Here is a 19,241-nt window from a genome sequence, read left to right as displayed (position 1 = left end):
TTCTTTCAACTCACAGATCCCAATGGTGTTGTGATTCAACTCGCCCAATGGCTCACCGAAAACAGTTGTTAATAAATTAAGAATTGTTAAGTGGTGAAGGCTTCAAAGCAGGGAGAGCTAAACCCATATTAGCAGTTTACCTACTTGATATTAACTATCTGTTGGTGGATATTAGCATAAGTATATTTATTAATATATCTACCTTAATAATACACATAATGATAGTACCAAATTTACTTTTTAGCAGTGTAAATAAAGATAAGTACTTCAAGAGATAACTAAGTATGGCAACTTTATGTAATCCCACACTATCAATTGATCTTTTTACTAATTCAGAGCTGAACGTAAGTGTAACGGTCGATGTCAGACTCACTTCATTTGAGACTTTTCTTATTGAGAATGAGGTTGGTTTCCAACTCAGAGCTAAACTAGTTGGAGAGGATGGCGGTTTCAACGGAGGAGATAATGATTTGTTCTTGTTTCCAAGTCAAAACATCACTAGTGCAGGGACTTATACTTTTCAATCGACAGTTAGCTATAGCACCCTGAATGAAGATAGTGGCTTATTTAACAAAGGTGATGAGATATTCGCCAATTTTAGCCTCACAAGCACAGAACAAATTTTTCCATTGAATGTATCGATTAGCAGCCCTACCATTGAGGTCAGGGCCGTTTCATTCCCTAAAAAGCCTGAAAAAGCAAGGGTTCTAGCGATTAAGAATTGATTATTTTGTTGCCGGCCTGCCGATAAAATGAACAATCTTACTATTATTTAAGTGCTTAAAAGTTCATTTATTCGTCACCATACTTACAATTTTTTTCGCTGACCATCTTGATAAATCCTGTTTGAGGTGGAATGAAACACTCCTGCCATTGAGGGGTAATTTGGTTAACCGATAAAACTCAAGTAATGTAGTAGTATAATTTGATTATCATCTGTGTTTCGGACTGCTATATTACTTGAGTCTGTTTTAGTGAAACAATAATTAATGCAGCCTCAGTATTTTTTCACTACTCGTTCTAGATTGCTATAGCTTATTAAATATTAAAAAATTACTGATAGAGTTGCTAGCAAGACTTTATCATCAAGGTTGGGAAGTAAAAAATACTATTAAGGAATTTAAAATACATCTTTTAGCGCTTCTATCCAAAGTCTGATAAATGTTATTAGTAATAAATGCATCGGGTTTTGAGGCAGGATAGCGTAGCGGTAGCAAGTCCGCCAGCGTCGGCAGGAGGATGCAGAAAGTAAAACCTCTATCTGATGCGTGAGTCATGTATTTGTACCTCACTGACCTGCAAAGTACCTTATTTCTTTCCAATCTTGTAATTACGCTTTTTTTTTGAGTAATGCTTCAATTAGCAAGCTGACAAAAATTAAAAATAGTACAAGCGGAACTAATAACTAAGGATTTTCATCACAAGTGATGAAGTTGCTGACTTAAAAGACACAATAACATGAGAACATTCCAGCTTACTTTCTTAAAAAAATCAGCTAGAATATTTATTTTAAGTGTTTCTATTTTGCTTCTACTGTGGTTGAGTTCGCCGCTTCTGCCAATATTCGCAAAATCAGAAACTCAAGTTTTTGAGCAAGTTTGGCAAACAATAAATGATAATTTTTACGATCCCAACTTTAATGGAGTAGATTGGAAATCCATTAAAAAACAATATCAACCTCAGCTAATAAAAGCTAACTCAACTAAAGACGTTGCTGTTGTCATTAATCAAATGCTTTCTCAACTCAAATCTTCTCATACTCGGTTTTACACTCAAGATGAACCTGCTTACTATCAGCTTTTAGGGATTTTCTTAACTCCAAATTCTGATTTAAATAAGCAATTAAAAAAGTTTTTTCCTAAAGGTAAGGTTGAATACACTGATATTGGCTTGTTCACCAAAGATATCGATGGCAAAACATTTATTAGCTCTATTCTTGATGAAAGCCCTGCTGCGAAAGCTGGCTTAAAGGTAGGGGATCAAATTTTAAGTGTTGATGGTTATTCATATCATCCAATACACTCTTTTGCTGGAAAAGCAGGCCAAACCGTCAAAATGTTGATACAGCGATCGCTCGAACCGAGCAGCCAGCAAAAAATTGCTGTCGTCCCAAAAGTTTTTGATCCTAGCACGATGTTCTTGCAAGCTCAGACAGCCAGTATTAAGCTAATTGAGCAAGATGGCAAGAAAGTTGGTTATATTCATATATGGTCAAATGCAGCAGACCCCTACCAGCAACAACTTCAAGATGAACTGATTTATGGTCGCTTAAAAAATGCAGACGGTTTAGTTTTAGATTTAAGAGATGGATGGGGTGGAGGAGATGTTAGTTATCTCAACATCTTTACTGCCAAACATAATCTCAGCATCACTAACATTCCACGAAACCAACGCCGTTATACCTATAACTATCAATGGAAAAAACCTGTAGTGATGTTAGTGAACTCAGGAAGTCGTAGTAGTAAAGAAATTCTGGCGTTTGGGTTTCAACAAAGTAAGATTGGCTCAGTGATTGGAACTCAAACGGCAGGAGCTGTACTTGCAGGTCGTCCTTATTTAATGCGAGATGGTAGCTTACTTTATGTTGCAGTTACGAATGTATTTGTTAACGGCAATCAAAGGCTGGAAGGTAAAGGTGTAATACCAGACATTAATATTCCATTTCCTCTAGAATATGCCCAAGGAGTAGATCCTCAAATACAAACAGCTATAAAAACTGTGTTACAAGCAAAATTCTCACCAATAGATAAATAGCTTAAAATGCTTTTAGAGAGCTAAAACTAATTTCTTCTCTTTACCGATGAGTTTGCTTGCTAGGCTACTAATGTCAGGCACTTACTCAGAAGAAAAGTACTTTCGCCTCGATCTTGGGCATTTGATTTTTTAGCTATCCCCAGCTTCAGATCCCTCAAATAAGCGATCGCCATAATGTATTAAGAGCAGCTAGCAGGTAAAGCTACCTTCGCGTGTTTGTTAACGTAGTCCACAAATAATTGCTTCAATCGGGGACTAACGCCAGCGTGTTCAAAGAATCCAAAGCCGAGATTTCTTGCTTTTGCTAAGGTTTCCTCTGGTGTTAATCCTTCCTGGATAGCGATACTCAACAGCGCAATTCCAGTCGAGCGCATCCCGGCGGCACAATGCACAACTGCTGGTTTTGGGATTTGTTCGAGTGTCGTGAGGATTTTGGTAATCACCTCTTCATTCAAATTTTTTAGATCCACCTTGAGTGGAACATTTTGATAATACAGCCCCAATGCTTCTGCTACTTTTTGCTCATCCTTAGAAAATCCTAGTTCATCAGGCGATCGCAGATTGAGAACGGACTTAAAACCTTCCTGAATAGCTTGCTCAAGCTGTTTTGGTATGACTTGTCCTGTTGTTGTCAAGTTTTCGTTAATTTGTATGGCGTTGATCACATTCACTCCTTTTGACTTTCTAATGTCTGCCAGCTTGCTAAATACTCTAAGGGCACAAGCTTTGAAAAGATATTCAAAATAAACACACCAAAATTAGCCAATATCACAAGATATTGCTTGATTACTTCAAAATTTGTCTTTTGAAGTTGGTTATTTTATTGCTTTATCCATAATATACGGTTTATCGATAGAATTAGTGTTGATTAGAGCTTATTATACTTTTCGCCGATAGAATTACCGTAGATTATATTTCAGGAGTTATACTATTGGGCAAGTTGGGAGAGCAATTGGATCAAGATTTCTGTGAACAAGTGTATAAATAGAACAATTCTTTTTTTGAAACTGGGCAAATGACCCAGAACTAAAGTTTTCATTCATACTGCTTTCCTTGTACCCCCTGCCTCCTGCCTTCTCTTGTAATCTGAATGCCAGCCCTGAACCTATGAGCGCTAACGAAATATCTCTTCGACCTGCCCAAGAAACAGATGCGTGGGTGCTGAGTGCAATTCATATTGCTGCTATCAAAGCTCTACCTGCAACTTTCTACACCCAAAAAGAACTTTTAGCTTGGCGCAATTACCGCGACAAACCTGATGGTTCAAATATCTTGAAGAGTATGAAAGCAGAATCTTTCTGGGTTGCGGTCGAGGGAGATATTGTTATAGGTTTTGCTAGTTTCATTGTTGATGAACTCATCGGGTTGTATGTCCACCCTAAATATCAAGGTAAAGGGATTGGCCGTGCTTTAGTTCAACATTTTTGTGACAAAGCAATTGAGCAAGGCATAGATAAGGTAATTACAACTGCTAGCCTTTATGCCGAAGGGTTTTATTTACGACTAGGATTTACTGCCATCCAAAAAGCACCTCATTATTTAAGAAGTGGGATAGTTGTTCCAGTTACTAAAATGAGTAAAACATTAGCTATCGCACCCAAATCAATTTGAGAAGGTAAATATTTTCAATAACTTTAAAAATATTGGTATAAACACTATTGTTCCCAAATTATGACCACTTTTTCTACATAATCTATGATGAAAGTAAGTACTTGCCATCATAAATGCATAAAACCATACGTTCATCAACTCTCACCCGTACACGTTTGATAGAAGCCGCCTTGCAGGTATTTGCCAGTTTAGGTGTTCAAGGAGCAACTACCCGTGAAATAGCTCGTGTTGCTGGTGTAAATGAGGTGACATTATTTCGCCACTTTGCTAGCAAAGAACAACTTTTGGGAGCAGTAATGGAAAATGCTTTGGCACTCCAGACAGAAGCCCTTGCACACTCCGAAGCGTGGACACAGGATCTAAATATTGATTTAAAACAGTATGCCCATCTTTACAATACTATGCTAGAGACACAGGAGGACTTAATTCGTACCTTCATTGGAGAAGCTAAACGTCATCCAGAGGCAGCCAAACAAGTGATTCAAGAAGCTGCCAAGCCCTTAGCGGAAAAACTGGTAGCTTACCTGCAATCGAGTCAGAAACTAGGCACTGTCAGAGCAGACCTCGATCCATTTCCGGCTGTCGATATGTTTACAGGAATGCTGTTAGCTGGAATGCTATGCCGCAGTGCAAAATTCAATCAAGGCAGCTATAGCTGTGAGGACTATATCGAAACCTGTGTAGATATTTTTGTGCGCGGTATCAGTACCACTCCCCTTTAATACAATTTCCCGCATTTCTCACAAGCTTGAAGTCAGAGGTGCAGAGGTGCAGAGGTGCAGAGAGGCAGAGGTGCAGAGAGGCAGAGGTGCAGAGGTGCAGAGGGGAAAGTTTTTGAATACATCCTTTACCCTTTAACCCTTTCCCTTTCCCCTGACCATAAGGAAAGTGAAAAATGCTTATCCAAACCGTATTGAGGCAGGGGTTTTTGGGCTTTCTGCATAGATTCGGGAATTATAACTAATTAGCTGGACATGATATAGCTAATCCCTGAATTAATCTCTGCTGAAAAATTTTTCTGCAATTGCAACTATTTCCCCTAGTTCTCCCCTATTTCTTTCTAAATTCAAATCAGAAAAGCAGAGAATACCGCCCCAAACAAGCGCGCAATCTCTGCCGTATAAATAAGTCAATAAAAATGGAGAACAAACCTATGCTACACCAAATTAAAGAATTGCTGCAAAACGCACAATTACAACAGCAAGTAAAAGCAGCAGCTAACCAAGCAGAAGCTATCAAAGTGATAGCGATCGCTAGTGCAGAGAAAGGTTATAACTTCACAGTTGAAGCCATTTCTCAAATGCTGGCAGAACTAACCTTTGTGGACTCCAATGAACTGAGTGAAGAAGAATTACTTAGTGTTAGTGGTGGGATCATAGCTGATAGTGCGCCTAAACTATGTCATACAGAAGGCTGTGGTGGCGGACACTGCTAAAAAAGGTATATAGCTTCTCTTTCTCTTTGACATTGTAGCCTCCAAGGTCAGGTTGTTTTTCTAAAAGAGCTTTTTAGATCCAACTGTTCCAATATTTTAATTTGGATAATTTCCATACTTGGTACTGAGGTTAAACGCAAAAAGAGATACTGCATAACAGATTTCCTCTTTACTTTTTTAATCAAGAAAAAGAGGAAATTTCATGAACAATTACTATCACCAACTCGGAGCAAATACAATTATGTTGTCACAAATTCAAAGCCTACTCCAAAATAGCCAACTACGCGAGAATATACAAGCAGCAGCTACCCAAACAGAAGCCATTAAACTGTTGCTAATTGCCAGTGCAGAGAAAGGTTATACTTTCACAGCCGAAAGCGTAGCTCAAATGCTGGCAGAACTGACCTTTGTGGACTCAAACGAACTGAGCGAAGAAGAATTACTCAGTGTTAGCGGCGGTGCAATGGCTGATAGTGCGCCCAAACTATGTCACACAGCCGGCTGTGGTGGCGGACACTGCTATCTCTCGTAATTCGTAATTTTTGGTGAAATATAGGACTCCGACTTGATTTTTGAAACCATACTGAGACTGAAAAGATTATAAGGATTTTATCTTAAATCTTGTTCAAAAATCATAATATCTGAGTCCTGTAAGACACCAAGTAGTTAAGTTTTTGGTCTTTATCTGTTGGGGACTGGTACCCCAACTAATTTAATTAATAATTACAAGTTATTTTAATTATGCCTATCTAATTAGTACTTAATTTAAAACTTATTTCAGAAGAACGCTATTGTTCTTAATGCTAACTATTAAAACGTAAACCAGAATTGATACTTACCTTTTAACTTCATCATGAGAAATCCAGCTATGGTTCAACAAGTTGTTCGCTTATCCCAAGAGAAAACATCAAACGATTTAAGAGCGATCGCAGCCAACGCTAGCTTTCTCTGGGAACGCCTTGATGAAAGCAGATTTGCAATTAATGGCGATCAACTAAACGAACAAGAAATTAACCGTCGTAGACATCGCTGGTGCGAAGTTGCAGCAGAAGGTAAATGGGATACGTTGCACAAACGCTTACAGTGGGAAGGGCTAGACCTCGATATTGTTAGTTCCAGATTGGGAACCATCGAGTTACTTGCTGATCAACCTTTGCCTGAGTGGGCAGAAACCTTGCAGCAAATCATCCAAACCGCTACAGGATTTAATTCTGCAACCGAAGAATTTCTACCAATCGATTCACAAAATCCTATTACCTTTGAAGATATCCTTTTGCCTGCTATTTTAGTAGCCAGACAGCAATTACTGACTCGCTGCGGTAGTCAATTTACTCAAGATTGTCTTCCCTTATCGATTCTTTCCCAAACTGCTTACAGTTCTCTAGAACGTGGTCTACTGAAACGATTAGCAGGAATTTGCACAAAGACATTAGATTTTGAATTTTCTCAGGTGCGTCCCTTTGGTCAAAACTTACTCGGCTTACTAGGACTGGAGACAGAAAACAATAATACTCACTACACCAAGTTTGTCAATCAACTCCTAGAAGATGGAATGCTGACGTTCTTCCAGAAGTATCCAGTTCTCGGTCGGTTAGTCGCAACAGCAGTCAATTTTTGGGTTGAGTTTACTGCTGAATTTCTCGAACGTTTAGTTGCAGATAGGACAGATATTCAACGAACTTTTGATGAAGCGATCGCTCCATTTTCTCAAAACAAAGTTGCCGAAATTCAAACATCCATTTCCGATGCACACAAACGCGGACGAACGGTGATTTCGCTCACCTTTGAGTCTGGACTTAAACTTGTTTATAAACCCAAAGATTTAGGATTAGAAGTTGTCTTTAACCAATTTTTGAGTTGGTGCAATCAACACAACGATCTTTTAGATTTTAAAGTCATTCAGGTGTTAGAGCGCAACGGTTATGGTTGGGTAGAACATGTTGAACAGTTGCCTTGTGTGGATGAAGCAGCTGCGAAACGATTCTATCAGCGTTCTGGGATGTTGTTATGTGTGCTTTACGCTTTGCGGGGAACAGATTGCCATTACGAAAACTTAATTGCCAATGGCGAACATTTGGTGCTGATTGACATGGAAACGCTGCTGCACCATGAACCGAATCTTATTGAAGATTCACCGCTTACCCAAGATTTAGAAACAACCGCCACACGACAATTTTGGGATTCCGTACTCCGCACCGGACTTTTACCGCGTTGGGACTTTAGTGGCGATCGCAGTGTCGCTTATGATATTAGCGGACTAGGCAGCACAGATCCTCGACTATCTCCCCGCAAAGTGCCACGTTGGCAGAACATTAATACAGATAATATGCATCTGTTGTCTGAGCCTGTAACCTTGCCGATTGGGAAAAATGTGCCGTTCTTGGGTGAAACTGCTCTGTCTCCAAACGATTATCAACTCCAAATCACCACTGGGTTTGAGCAGATGTATCGCTTTTTGATGGCGCACAAAGATTTTTTACTTTCAAGCCATTTGCTATCTGCTATGCAAAATCAGCAAGTGCGCTTTATTTTCCGCAACACCCGCATCTATGGCATCATCCTCCAAAAAGCTTTAGCACCCGATTACCTCAAACACGGCGTAGATTACAGTATTCAACTTGATGTTCTCAGTCGTGCTTTTCTAGTTGCTCAAAATAGACCGAACGCCTTTCCTGTTTTGAGCGCAGAACTCCGAGCGATGGAACAATTGGATATTCCCTTCTTCACGGCTAGCGCGGTGGTTGATGAACTGAGTTTAAACGGTTCTTCTTCCATTCCCAACTACTTCAAGCAATCCAGTTACCAAGACCTGCTCAACCAGTTACAATCTCTGGATGAAACCGACCTAGCTCGACAAGTAGCGATTATTCAAGGCTCCTTCGATGCCAAGATTGCAACCACCTCCAGCCGCCAAGGTGGGCAATGGCAAGGCGAATCGTTGCCGTTGCTGAATTCGGAAGAATTGATTGCTGAAGCCAAAGAAATCGCCACTCAACTGGAAACTAGAGCCATTTCTGACCCTGATGGCAGCGTTAACTGGATTGGCTTAGACTTTGTGCCTCGCGCCGAACGATATCAACTGCAAGTATTAAACAATTCTCTTTGTGACGGACGCTCTGGAGTTGCCTTGTTTTTAGCTGCACTGAGTCAAGTAACTGGTGATTCCCGTTACCGTGATTTAGCATTGAGGACAGTGCAATCTCTGCGTCGCCAAATCCACACCATCGATCCCGAAACTTGGGAACGCATGGCTCGTTTCATGGGCGTTGGGGGTGCAACAGGTTTAGGATCGATGATCTATAGCCTGGTGAAAATTAGTCAATTCCTCAACGATGCAACGCTGTTGGCAGACGCTCAAGGATTAGCCGATTTGATGACACCAGAACTAATTGCTGCCGACGAACACTTGGATATTATGAGCGGAGCAGCTGGGGCAATTTTAGGGTTATTGTCTCTGCATCAAGCCACAGGAAAAGCAACCGTTTTAGAAAAAGCGATCGCCTGTGGACAACATTTAGTCAACCGTCAAGTTAGCCACAATGGTGCGCCCAAAGCTTGGCATACTTATTGGGACAAGCCCTTAACTGGCTTCTCTCATGGAGCCGCAGGTATCTCCTACGCCTTGCTCAGACTTTATGCCGCCACCTCAGAGGGCAAGTACTTAGAAGCAGGTTTAGCAGGAATCGAGTATGAGCGTAGCGTCTTTTGCCAGTCCACCGCCAACTGGCCCGACTTCCGCAGAATGGGACAACCAGAACAACCTGACTTTGCAAATAAGTGGTGTCATGGTGCAGCCGGGATTGGTTTGGGACGCTTAGGCAGTTTGAGAATCGTGGAAACGTTGGAAATTCAACAAGAAATTGAAATTGCTCTCCAAACTACTCAGAATTTTGGCTTACAAGCGATCGATCACTTGTGCTGTGGCAATTTCGGTCGCGCGGAAGTGCTGTTAGTCGGTGCAAAAATCTGTTCCCGTCCTGATTGGCATCAAATTGCTCACCAGAATGCAACAAATATTGTAGCTAGAGCCAAGCGAACTGGAGCTTATCAACTGTTCCCCAACTTACCCAATTCTGTATTTAATCCTGGCTTTTTACCCGGTATATCTGGAATTGGTTATCAATTGCTGCGTCTGGCTAACAATGACTTGCCTTCAATATTATTGTGGGATTGAGCTTGTTATTCGCTCACAGACGTTAATAGTGTATCTTTACAGGTAAGACTAATTCCAATACGCTTGGGTTAAGGATAATTGTAGGTTAGGTTGAACGAAGTGAAACCCAACAAATGTTCGATAATTTTGGGTTTCGTTCCTCAACCCAACCTACACAAATTTATTTTTCTGGCTTAACCCAAGCGCATTGAGACTAATTCGTAATTAAGCTTTAAGCGAAAAACGTTTTTTGTATAATCCCAGTAATCCAACTACGCCAAGACCAAGTAATGCCGATGGATCGGGTACAGAAGTTTTTTGTGCTGTAAAGCCAGTTTCGTAAGAAATACGAGGGCTGGTAGCTGAAGCAACTGTGTAACTAGCCTCTATTTGTTGTAATCCTTCATCACCAATAGGAACCAAATAAGTACCATTTTGGTCGCCAGTTAACTTTTTGCCCAAATACTCTACTGTCACATCTGGAATTTGTTTTCCTTGATAAAGAACTTGAACTTTCAAGTTTTCTCCTGGTTTGACTTCAAGAGGATTCTGTAATGCGATGATTTCTAAAGGCAAGTTGAATGGTTGAGCCAGAGTGTCAGACCAATCGAAAAGAGCTTTGGTATACTTCAAATAATGACCTACATCTTGATATTGTCCAATTTCTTGTTCGGAAATACTGCGAGATTCATCGCCTATCCTAGCATAATAGCCATTATCAAAAAAGCCAGTTAATGCTGCGATTTCGCTATTAGAAGTTAGAGATAGCCCGTCTTTTTTCTGATTGATATCAAACGGAAGTATTTGTCTATTAGAATCATAAGCTGTAGCTTGCTTAAACTTAGATGTATCGTAAGGTTCTGGCCCATCTTCTGGATGACCAAATAAGAGGTTGTATTCTCCATTATCATAGTCAAACCAGATAATATGTGCTGAAACTGGTTGCATAAACAAAGGTAATATTGCCACTGCTAATAGCAACTCTTTCCATCTTTTAATTAGCATATAAATGTTCCTAAATCAGGTGTTAAATAATTAAAACCATAATATTTAATAACTTACAATCCCCCCGCCAGGGATATTTATGATTAAGGATAGGAGCTTTTTTATTTATTAATAAAAAATAATTTTTTTTGTTAGCTGAAATACAAAATATAGTTCTAGATAAATACTTCATTTAGGGTATTGGCTTTTTAACATAAATAGGGTAAGTGAAAAAGCTATGACAGGATATAGTAATCCTATTTAAAGACTTTGATTAATATAGGCATTTGTTGGATTGAAGAACAAAACCTAACCCCAAAATCGTTTCGTACCTTTCTCTACGAGAGGGTGCGCCAACGAGAACGCCAGGGGCGAACGCAATGACATGCAAAAAAGTGGAATACTCTCTCTCTAATTGAGGCAGTAAAAGCGATCGCCTCCCCTATTTCTCCCCTAGTTCTCCCCGATCGCACTTTAATCTTAAAAGTCTAGAAGTCTTAAGGTTCTGGGTGCTGTCAGCAAGAAGGAGAACAATGCAACTAAAACACAGCCACATCTTTCGCCAAGAAGCCCTAGATCGCTTATCTTCACCAGAACAACTGGATCAAGCGATAAATGTGGTCAAACCTCAAGCTTGGTTGACTCTATCTACTTTGAGTTTTGTGGTTGCTGTAGCTGGCGTTTGGAGTGTGTTTGGTAGAATTCCTCTCACCGTCACAGGTCAAGGTATATTGATTAAACCGCACCATGTTGTGGAATTTCAAGCACCTAGTTCTGGCCCATTACTAACTCTCAAGGTCAAGGCGGGGGATATTATTAAACAAGGTGATGTGCTGGGTATTATCGACCAATCAGCGCTAAAGCAGCAATTACAGCAAGAGCAAGTAAAGTTGCAACAACTGCAAACCCAAAATCAAGAGACTGACAGGTTACAAAAGCTGCTGATTGACCAACAAATCATTACTCTTGGACAGCAGAGAATGGATTTGGAAAATAATCTGCGCCGAGAGCAAGATGCACCAAAGTTACGCGATCAAACATTGAGAGCGATCGCTCAAAAACGCCAAAGCATTAATTCCCGTAAACAACAAATTAATTACTTACTCAAAACTCTCAAAGGACGGGTTGATAACCGTCGTCACCTTTTTGAGCAGCATGTAATCAGCCAAGATATGTTGGTGCAAGCTGAACAAGAATATTTTAATACTCAAAGCGAATTATCAGATATTGACGTGCAACTCAAGGATCTCGAAATCCAAGAAACTACCACCCAACGAGAATATCTAGAAAATCTCAACAGAATTGACGAAATTAAAACCAAAATTAAAGATATTAATACTCAAAATACTAAACTACGCGAACAAGACCTGAAGCAATCAATTGATAAAACCAATCAAATTCGGGAAGTAAAGCGGCGAATTGCCCAGTTAGAACTGCAATTATCTCAAGAAAGTAGAATTATTAGCAAATATAATGGTCACATTCTCGAACTGAGTGCTGTCCCTGGACAAATGATGAATCCGGGTAGTCGCTTGGGGTCAATTGAGGCTGAACAGCCAAATTCAAAACTTATGAGTCTTGTTTACTTTGCTAATAAAGATGGTAAGCAAATCAAGCCTGGGATGCCTGTACAGGTAACTCCCAGCTTTGCCAAACGCGAGCGCGAAGGCGGTATCCTTGGAACCGTTGCAGATATTTCTTCATTTCCGGTAACTACACAAGATATTACAGCGATTGTTGGTAACAAAGAAATTGCCGCCAGTCTTGCAGGTAAAGGTGAAGGCAAGGTGCAAGCTTTTGTCGAACTTCAAGAAAACCCTACATCAATCAGTGGCTACAAATGGTCATCCTCTGATGGCCCAGCCTTAAAAATATCTTCTGGTACAACTACCTTTGTTCAAGTGAAGGTTGGAGAAAAAGCACCGATTTCTTATATTATTCCTATGCTGCGCTCTTGGACGGGGATTTATTAAAATAATTTGTAATTCGTAATTCGTAATTCGTAATTTGTAATTAAATTGGGCATGGGCATGGTTACAACTTGAAGGTTCACCATCATCAGAAGCTGAACTTTCACCCTTAGATGCTCAACCAACGTTCAAGTTCTAATACCAATGCCCAATCCCCAATCCCCAATTCCAAAATTTAAACCAAATCGTGTCCGCACTTCTACACTTTTGCAAATGGAAGCGGTCGAATGTGGTGCGGCTGCTTTGGGAATAATTCTGAGCTATTACGGGCGGATTGTGCCACTGGCTAAACTGCGTGAAGAATGCGGTGTTTCGCGGGATGGCAGCAAAGCTTTTAATATCCTCAAAGCTGCTAAAAACTATGGACTCAATGCTAAAGGTTTAAAACTGTCTCTGGAAAACGTAAAAACTACCCGTCTTCCCTACATTGCCTTTTGGAATTTTAACCATTTTCTCGTAGTAGAAGGATATAGCAAAAAACGCGTCTACCTTAACGATCCTGCCAATGGTCGGAGAACAGTAAGTTGGGAAGAGTTCGATCGCGCATACACGGGTGTTGTGCTGACAATGGAACCAGGAGCGGACTTTCAGAAGGGAGGCAAAAAAAATCACATTGTCTCAGCCTTAAGTAGCCGCTTACAAAACTCACGAGTTACTATCTTATTTTGCTTGCTTGCGGGGTTATTGCTAACACTGCCTCGGTTAGCTGTACCAGCCTTTTCTCAGGTATTTATCGATGAGATTTTAATCCAAGATCGGCAAGATTGGTTACGACCTTTGCTGTTAGGAATGGTGTTAACTACTTTATTACGGGCATTCCTTGCCAGACTGCGGCTTACCTACCTGCGGCGATTAATGGTTAAGTTGTCAGTCAGCACATCAGGACACTTTCTCTGGCATATCCTGCGATTGCCTGTTGGGTTTTACGATCAACGGTTTGCTGGGGAAATCAGTAGCCGTGTACAACTAAATGACCGGGTGGCAGAGGTACTCTCAGGGTCTTTGGCAACTACAGTAATTGACGCGGTGATGATGATATTTTACCTGCTAATTATGATTCAGTATGACCAATTGCTGAGTGCGATCGCAATCGGTTTTGCTTTAATCAACATTCTCGCCCTCTTATTTTTATCGCAAACTCGTGTAGATACAAATATGCGCCTAGCTCAGGAATATGGCAAGGTGGGTGGAGTAACGATTAGCGGCATCCAAACCATAGAAACCATCAAAGCTTCAGGGCTAGAGTCAGATTTATTTGCTCGGTTTGCGGGTTATTACGCTAAAGCACTCAACGCCCAACAACAATTAGGCTTACAAACTCAAATTCTCACCACATTACCGACAATTTTGACAGCCCTAGCCACAGCTTCGATTTTGCTGGTTGGTGGTTTACAGGTAATGAATGGCAATCTCAGTATTGGAATGCTCGTTGCTTACCAAAGTTTAACACTGAGCTTCTTAGAACCAGTTAATAACCTCGTTAATTTCGGCAGTACACTCCAAGATTTAGAAGCTGATTTAAACCGCCTTGATGATGTATTGCAAAATCCCGTTGATTTGGAAGTGGAAGAGAGGCAGGGGGCAGGGGGCAGCACTTCGGCTACGCTCAGTGACCGGGGGCAGGGGGCAGCTATTAGTTCTCCCTCATTTCTATGGCAATTACAGGGTCATGTTGAGTTACGGAATGTCACTTTTGGGTACAGTCGTGTAGAACCTCCGTTGATTGAAAATTTGAGCTTGACTGTCAAGCCAGGGCAAAGAATAGCCCTTGTGGGGGGAAGTGGTTCTGGTAAATCCACAGTTGCTAAATTAATTTGCGGGCTTTATCAACCGTGGGATGGGGAAATCTGCTTTGATGGTGTAGAGCGATCGCAAATTAAACGCTCTGTCCTTGCTAACTGTTTGGCAATGGTTGAACAGGATATCTTTTTATTTGCCGGGACTGTGCGCGAAAATATCACTCTTTGGGATTCAACTATACCAGAAGCCGATTTGGTGCAGGCTTGCCAAGATGCAGCGATTCATGATGCGATCGCATCTATGCCTGGGAAATATGACTTTGAATTAATTGAAGGCGGTATGAATATTAGTGGTGGACAACGCCAGCGTTTAGAAATTGCCCGCGCTTTGGTGAGAAATCCCACAATCTTAGTACTGGATGAAGCAACCAGCGCCCTAGATGCAGAAACCGAGTTGATTATTAACCGTAACTTGCAACAGCGTGGTTGCTCGTGTATTGTAGTAGCCCACCGCCTCAGCACAATTCGTGATTGCCATGAAATTATTGTGCTAGAGCAAGGTAAAATCGTGCAGCGTGGCACTCATGAAGAATTATGGCAGCAAGGCGGAACTTATGTTCGCTTACTTCACGCGGCAGAGGCATAATATCGAGTTTGAAAACATTTATTGGAAGTATTCGTTTTCAAGGATAGACATAATTACTAACGAAGAATACTTATCTTTTTGCCTCAAGGCTTCTCGCAAAACTCCTTCCTCCTGAAAGCCGACTGACTGATAAACATGTCTAGCACGTTGATTGTGTTCAAAGACATCTAACCAACAACGATGAGCATTATACTCTTCAAAAACCTTTTTGAGGATTATTCGTAAGGCACGCTTGCCGTATCCTAGCCCTGGTTCAGCAACGATAATTCGAGTTAATTCAATACTACGGTTCGGTGATTGTAAGCCAGACAAAATAGCGTAGCCTTGGGTTTCTCCTGAAGCATTTTCAATCATTAAATAATGTTTGTCAGCAGAGTGTAAGTTTCTGCTGTGTTCTTCTCGGCTCCAGCAGAGGATAAGGTCTTTGAATTCATCTCTGGTTTCTTGAGTAAAGATGAAGTCTATATCGTTTAGGTTAGCAGTTCGTAATTTTATCATCAAAAAAAATTCTGTTATATTCAGCCGGGATACAATAGTTTTTTATATGTTTTTCCACTCGTCTAACTAATATAGATTTACCTTCAGTGAATCCTCTTCCCAAACCATACTTTCTTCAAGCAAACGAACCATTACTGTTGAATGACTCAGAAACATTCTGGATAGTGCAGTCTGGAACATTGGCGGTGTTTGCAACTAGAGTTAAGAACAGTTTACCAAAGGAGCAGCGCCGCTATTTGTTTCATGTCAACGCTGGTGAAGCATTGTTTAGTGCAGTGTTGTTACCGGAAGTAATAGCACAAAACCAATGGAATTTTGTAGCGATCGCAATTGAACCCACCCAATTATGCCAGATGTCAATGGTTGATTTGGTTAAGGGAATCGCTGCGGCTGACTCTCAAGCCATAGAATTTTTAGAAGGTTGGGTAAATCATTTAGGGCAATCTCTTAGTGCCCAGCAGACAGTTTTGACAACGCCATTAAATCTTGTGCAGACATTAGGGCGGGATTTTTCATTATCGCCCGGTGAAACGCTACAGTGGAGGCAGCAAACACTTCTATGGGTGAAGTTGCAGCAAGGCAATACTCACTGGATGGGAGTTGAGGAATTAACCTTGAATTCTACCTCACCAGCGTTTCCGTTCACGAGTGCTATGTGGCTGGAGGCAGAAAATGCGGTTATTGGAGAGATGTTGCCAACGACAGATTTAAAAAGTTTCGAGGAACTTCTGGCAGGTTTAGCCAGTTTGCATACTTATTTTTTTCACTACTTCAATTTACTGGCAAATAAAGAAGCAGAAGCAGAATTTCGGCAGTTTCAAGAACGCGAGCAATTTAATCAGCAAGTAATAGAGGGGGCACTCTCTGATTTAGCAACAGTATTGCAGCCACAGCAGGAGGCGGTTTTTTCTCAGGAAGGGCCGCCCTTGTTGGTAGCATTTGGTGCAGTTGGGCGAACTCTGGGAATAGAGATTCGTCCACCAGTAGAGGATTTAAATTCTATTAAAGATCCTGTAGCTGCGATCGCACAAGCATCACAAATTCGTATCCGTCGTATAACTTTAGCAGATGGCTGGTGGTGTCAAGACCAAGGAGCAATGTTAGCTTATACTCAGTTAGAAAAGCGCCCAGTGGCGTTGTTACCTACAGATAATCGAGATTATGTCATCTTTGACCCCGTAGCGCGGACTCGGACACCTGTAAATGAATCAATAGCAAAAACACTGTCACCATTAGCCTACGTTCTGTATCGACCATTACCCCAAATTGCGCTCAACGCCATTGATTTACTGCGGTTTGGGGTCAAGGGTTATGAAAAAGACATTGCCAGTATTTTAGTGGTTGGGCTACTAGGCACAATATTGGCCATGGTTGCACCGCAAGCAACAGCAATTTTAATCAATCATGCCATTCCCGATAGCGATCGCGCAATGCTTTGGCAGATCGGATTGGTCATGTTTGCAGTCGCTTTTGGGCAGTTAGCTTTTCAAATTGCCCAAAGCATTATTACTCTACGAGTCGAAAGCGCTACTGATAGCATATTACAGCCAGCCATCTGGGATCGCCTGCTGAGATTAAGCCCTAGCTTTTTTCGCCAGTATACCTCTGGAGATTTGCTTAACCGCGTCATGGCGGTAAGGGAAATCCATCAAAAACTTAGCGGTGCTACTCAACGAACTTTGTTGAGTGGAGTTTTTGCCTTATTCAACTTGGTGCTGATGTTTATTTACAGTTGGCAACTAGCGTTTGTGGGCGTGGGTTTAGCAATATTTGCCACTGTGGTTACGACTGTTGCAAGTTTCCTCTTGGTGAAGAAATCGAAAAAAGAGCAAGAACTCAATGGTGCAATTCAGGGACTCACCGTACAACTAATCAACGGTGTTGCCAAGCTGCGAGTGACAATGGCAGAAGAACGCGCATTTGCAGCTTGGGCAAAAAAGTACAGCCAGCAGATCCGACTGAAGGCAAGTTGGCAAGAGATTAAAGATGGTATTTCTGTATTTAACGAAGCACTCCCTTTAGTGAGTTCTGTATTGCTGTTTGGGTTTGCCATGCTGTTAATGCAGACACGTCTAACACTGGGTACATTCGTTGCTTTTAACTATGCTTTGGCGATTTTTATCAAAGGAGTAATTGACCTGAGCAATACTGTATCGGAAATTTGGAGTATTGTACCAATATGGGAACGAGCAAAACCGATTTGGCGATCGCAGCCTGAATATGACTCAACCAAGGTTAACCCCGGACAATTAAGCGGTCGCATTGCCCTAAATCGTGTCAGCTTTCGCTACTCTGAGAATGGCAGCTTAATTCTCAATGATGTCAGCCTCCATGCCGAACCAGGGGAATTTGTTGCGATCGTTGGGTCTTCTGGAAGTGGAAAATCAACGATATTGCGGTTGTTATTGGGCTTTGAAACTCCATTGACAGGGAGCATTTATTATGACGGCAAAGATTTAGCAGAGATGGAACTCCAGGCTGTGCGAAGACAGTTAGGAGTGGTACTACAAAATGGGAAAATCGGCACAGGATCGGTTTTTGATAATATCACCGCCGGGGCTTTAGTTTCCCTAGAAGAAGCTTGGTCAGCCGCACAAATGGCAGGCTTTGCTGATGATATCAAGCAAATGCCAATGGGGATGCATACGATCGTCGCTGAGGGTGGTAGTAATCTTTCCGGTGGACAACGGCAAAGATTATTGATTGCGCGATCGCTTGTTTCCAAGCCTAAAATTATCTTAATGGATGAGGCGACCAGCGCCTTAGATAACCGCACCCAGGCAATTGTAACTGAAAGTTTAGCTAAGTTAAACGCTACCAGAGTGGTGATTGCTCATCGCCTCAGCACAATTCGTAATGCCGATCGCATCTATGTTATTGACGCTGGTCATGTCGTGCAGGTAGGTAATTTTTCAGAATTGATTGCCCAATCAGGATTATTTGCCAGACTGGTAGCTCAACAGTTATAAGGGGTAGAGGACTTTATCTTCTTTTGTTTTCAAAATGAGAATTGCTGGTGAGAAATCCGGGCTATTAATTCAAGACCTCACTATGCAATTTTTCGAGGTACCCTCTTGAAAATACAAAAAATTGTGAACCTCATAAAAATGACTATAGCGCATCTTTATCTGACATTTAATTTAAAAATATTATATATAAAAAATAATACAAATAATAAAAAACTTTTTCTCTCAAAGAATATTAAAATCTAGTATCTATTAGGACTTACGCACTCTACAAAATAACTATGATGTGTACCAACGAAAATCCGTTGTTTTCGGCTATTGGCTAATAGCTTTAGATTCAATAGCGATCGCTGGCTAATGGTGAAAAAATCAAACTTGAATGGCTGAAAGTCCATATTCACATTTAGTTGCTTCTGTCAATATGTAAGTTTTGTAATAGTAAAATTACATCATACAAATAACTTATTGGCCCACGAGGAAAAGTT

The 19,241-nt window shown here is 41.0% G+C and carries 13 protein-coding genes; 10 read left to right on the top strand and 3 right to left on the bottom strand.

What is annotated here, in order from left to right:
- The first annotated feature begins 284 nt into the window (after positions 1–284).
- Together RMY27_RS08640 and RMY27_RS08635 are read left to right on the top strand one after the other, a co-directional pair.
- Positions 285–725, top strand: coding sequence for a hypothetical protein (locus RMY27_RS08640; protein WP_322662235.1), 441 nt, complete (start codon positions 285–287; stop codon positions 723–725).
- 733 nt (positions 726–1,458) lie between these two features.
- Entirely contained in the window at positions 1,459–2,754 is a 1,296-nt protein-coding gene (locus RMY27_RS08635; protein ID WP_322662234.1) for a S41 family peptidase, read from the top strand.
- 179 nt (positions 2,755–2,933) lie between these two features.
- Here RMY27_RS08635 and RMY27_RS08630 read toward each other — a convergent pair whose 3' ends face one another.
- Positions 2,934–3,419 carry a beta-lactamase hydrolase domain-containing protein gene (locus RMY27_RS08630; protein WP_194040625.1) on the bottom strand — a complete coding sequence of 162 codons (486 nt, stop codon included), beginning with the start codon at positions 3,417–3,419 and terminating at the stop codon, positions 2,934–2,936.
- Positions 3,420–3,861: 442 nt separating this feature from the next.
- Here RMY27_RS08630 and RMY27_RS08625 point away from each other — a divergent pair, with 442 nt between their 5' ends.
- The 5 genes from RMY27_RS08625 (at position 3,862) to RMY27_RS08605 (ending at position 9,974) form a co-directional block, all read left to right on the top strand.
- Positions 3,862–4,365: a GNAT family N-acetyltransferase gene (locus tag RMY27_RS08625; protein WP_322662232.1), complete on the top strand. Its 504-nt coding sequence runs from the start codon at positions 3,862–3,864 to the stop codon at positions 4,363–4,365.
- Positions 4,366–4,478: 113 nt separating this feature from the next.
- Positions 4,479–5,087, top strand: coding sequence for a TetR/AcrR family transcriptional regulator (locus tag RMY27_RS08620; RefSeq protein ID WP_322662230.1), 609 nt, complete (start codon positions 4,479–4,481; stop codon positions 5,085–5,087).
- 416 nt (positions 5,088–5,503) lie between these two features.
- Positions 5,504–5,800: a Nif11-like leader peptide family RiPP precursor gene (locus RMY27_RS08615; protein ID WP_322662228.1), complete on the top strand. Its 297-nt coding sequence runs from the start codon at positions 5,504–5,506 to the stop codon at positions 5,798–5,800.
- 202 nt (positions 5,801–6,002) lie between these two features.
- Positions 6,003–6,332, top strand: a complete 330-nt coding sequence (locus tag RMY27_RS08610) for a Nif11-like leader peptide family natural product precursor (protein ID WP_322662226.1) — start codon at positions 6,003–6,005, stop codon at positions 6,330–6,332.
- 336 nt (positions 6,333–6,668) lie between these two features.
- Positions 6,669–9,974 (top strand): type 2 lanthipeptide synthetase LanM family protein, encoded by a 3,306-nt coding sequence (locus RMY27_RS08605; RefSeq protein WP_322662225.1) that lies wholly within the window; start codon positions 6,669–6,671, stop codon positions 9,972–9,974.
- A gap of 204 nt (positions 9,975–10,178) precedes the next feature.
- On the opposite strand, the gene RMY27_RS08600 is transcribed toward RMY27_RS08605, so the two are convergent.
- On the bottom strand, positions 10,179–10,958 hold the full coding sequence (locus tag RMY27_RS08600) for a DUF4198 domain-containing protein (RefSeq protein WP_322662223.1): 780 nt from the start codon (positions 10,956–10,958) through the stop codon (positions 10,179–10,181).
- A gap of 512 nt (positions 10,959–11,470) precedes the next feature.
- Here RMY27_RS08600 and RMY27_RS08595 point away from each other — a divergent pair.
- On the top strand, positions 11,471–12,910 hold the full coding sequence (locus RMY27_RS08595) for an NHLP bacteriocin system secretion protein (RefSeq protein WP_322662221.1): 1,440 nt from the start codon (positions 11,471–11,473) through the stop codon (positions 12,908–12,910).
- Between the two features lie 141 nt (positions 12,911–13,051).
- Positions 13,052–15,292: an NHLP family bacteriocin export ABC transporter peptidase/permease/ATPase subunit gene (locus RMY27_RS08590; protein WP_322662219.1), complete on the top strand. Its 2,241-nt coding sequence runs from the start codon at positions 13,052–13,054 to the stop codon at positions 15,290–15,292.
- 18 nt (positions 15,293–15,310) lie between these two features.
- On the opposite strand, the gene RMY27_RS08585 is transcribed toward RMY27_RS08590, so the two are convergent.
- Entirely contained in the window at positions 15,311–15,790 is a 480-nt protein-coding gene (locus RMY27_RS08585; protein WP_322662267.1) for a GNAT family protein, read from the bottom strand.
- 86 nt (positions 15,791–15,876) lie between these two features.
- Here RMY27_RS08585 and RMY27_RS08580 point away from each other — a divergent pair, with 86 nt between their 5' ends.
- Positions 15,877–18,759, top strand: coding sequence for an NHLP bacteriocin export ABC transporter permease/ATPase subunit (locus RMY27_RS08580; RefSeq protein WP_322662217.1), 2,883 nt, complete (start codon positions 15,877–15,879; stop codon positions 18,757–18,759).
- Positions 18,760–19,241: the final 482 nt, after the last annotated feature.

This window comes from Nostoc sp. DedQUE09, assembly GCF_034530915.1.
In the GTDB taxonomy this organism is placed as follows: domain Bacteria; phylum Cyanobacteriota; class Cyanobacteriia; order Cyanobacteriales; family Nostocaceae; genus Nostoc.
The sequence above is the reverse complement of the archived record's forward strand: the minus strand, read 5'-3'. Positions and strand labels throughout refer to the sequence as shown.

Bases quoted from the DNA above. Each gene is read 5' to 3' on its own strand.
- RMY27_RS08640 (WP_322662235.1), top strand. From the start codon at position 285: ATGGCAACTTTATGTAATCCCACACTATCAATTGATCTTTTTACTAAT.
- RMY27_RS08635 (WP_322662234.1), top strand. From the start codon at position 1,459: ATGAGAACATTCCAGCTTACTTTCTTAAAAAAATCAGCTAGAATATTT.
- RMY27_RS08625 (WP_322662232.1), top strand. From the start codon at position 3,862: ATGAGCGCTAACGAAATATCTCTTCGACCTGCCCAAGAAACAGATGCG.
- RMY27_RS08620 (WP_322662230.1), top strand. From the start codon at position 4,479: ATGCATAAAACCATACGTTCATCAACTCTCACCCGTACACGTTTGATA.
- RMY27_RS08615 (WP_322662228.1), top strand. From the start codon at position 5,504: ATGGAGAACAAACCTATGCTACACCAAATTAAAGAATTGCTGCAAAAC.
- RMY27_RS08610 (WP_322662226.1), top strand. From the start codon at position 6,003: ATGAACAATTACTATCACCAACTCGGAGCAAATACAATTATGTTGTCA.
- RMY27_RS08605 (WP_322662225.1), top strand. From the start codon at position 6,669: ATGGTTCAACAAGTTGTTCGCTTATCCCAAGAGAAAACATCAAACGAT.
- RMY27_RS08600 (WP_322662223.1), bottom strand. From the start codon at position 10,958: ATGCTAATTAAAAGATGGAAAGAGTTGCTATTAGCAGTGGCAATATTA.
- RMY27_RS08595 (WP_322662221.1), top strand. From the start codon at position 11,471: ATGCAACTAAAACACAGCCACATCTTTCGCCAAGAAGCCCTAGATCGC.
- RMY27_RS08590 (WP_322662219.1), top strand. From the start codon at position 13,052: ATGCCCAATCCCCAATCCCCAATTCCAAAATTTAAACCAAATCGTGTC.
- RMY27_RS08585 (WP_322662267.1), bottom strand. From the start codon at position 15,790: ATGATAAAATTACGAACTGCTAACCTAAACGATATAGACTTCATCTTT.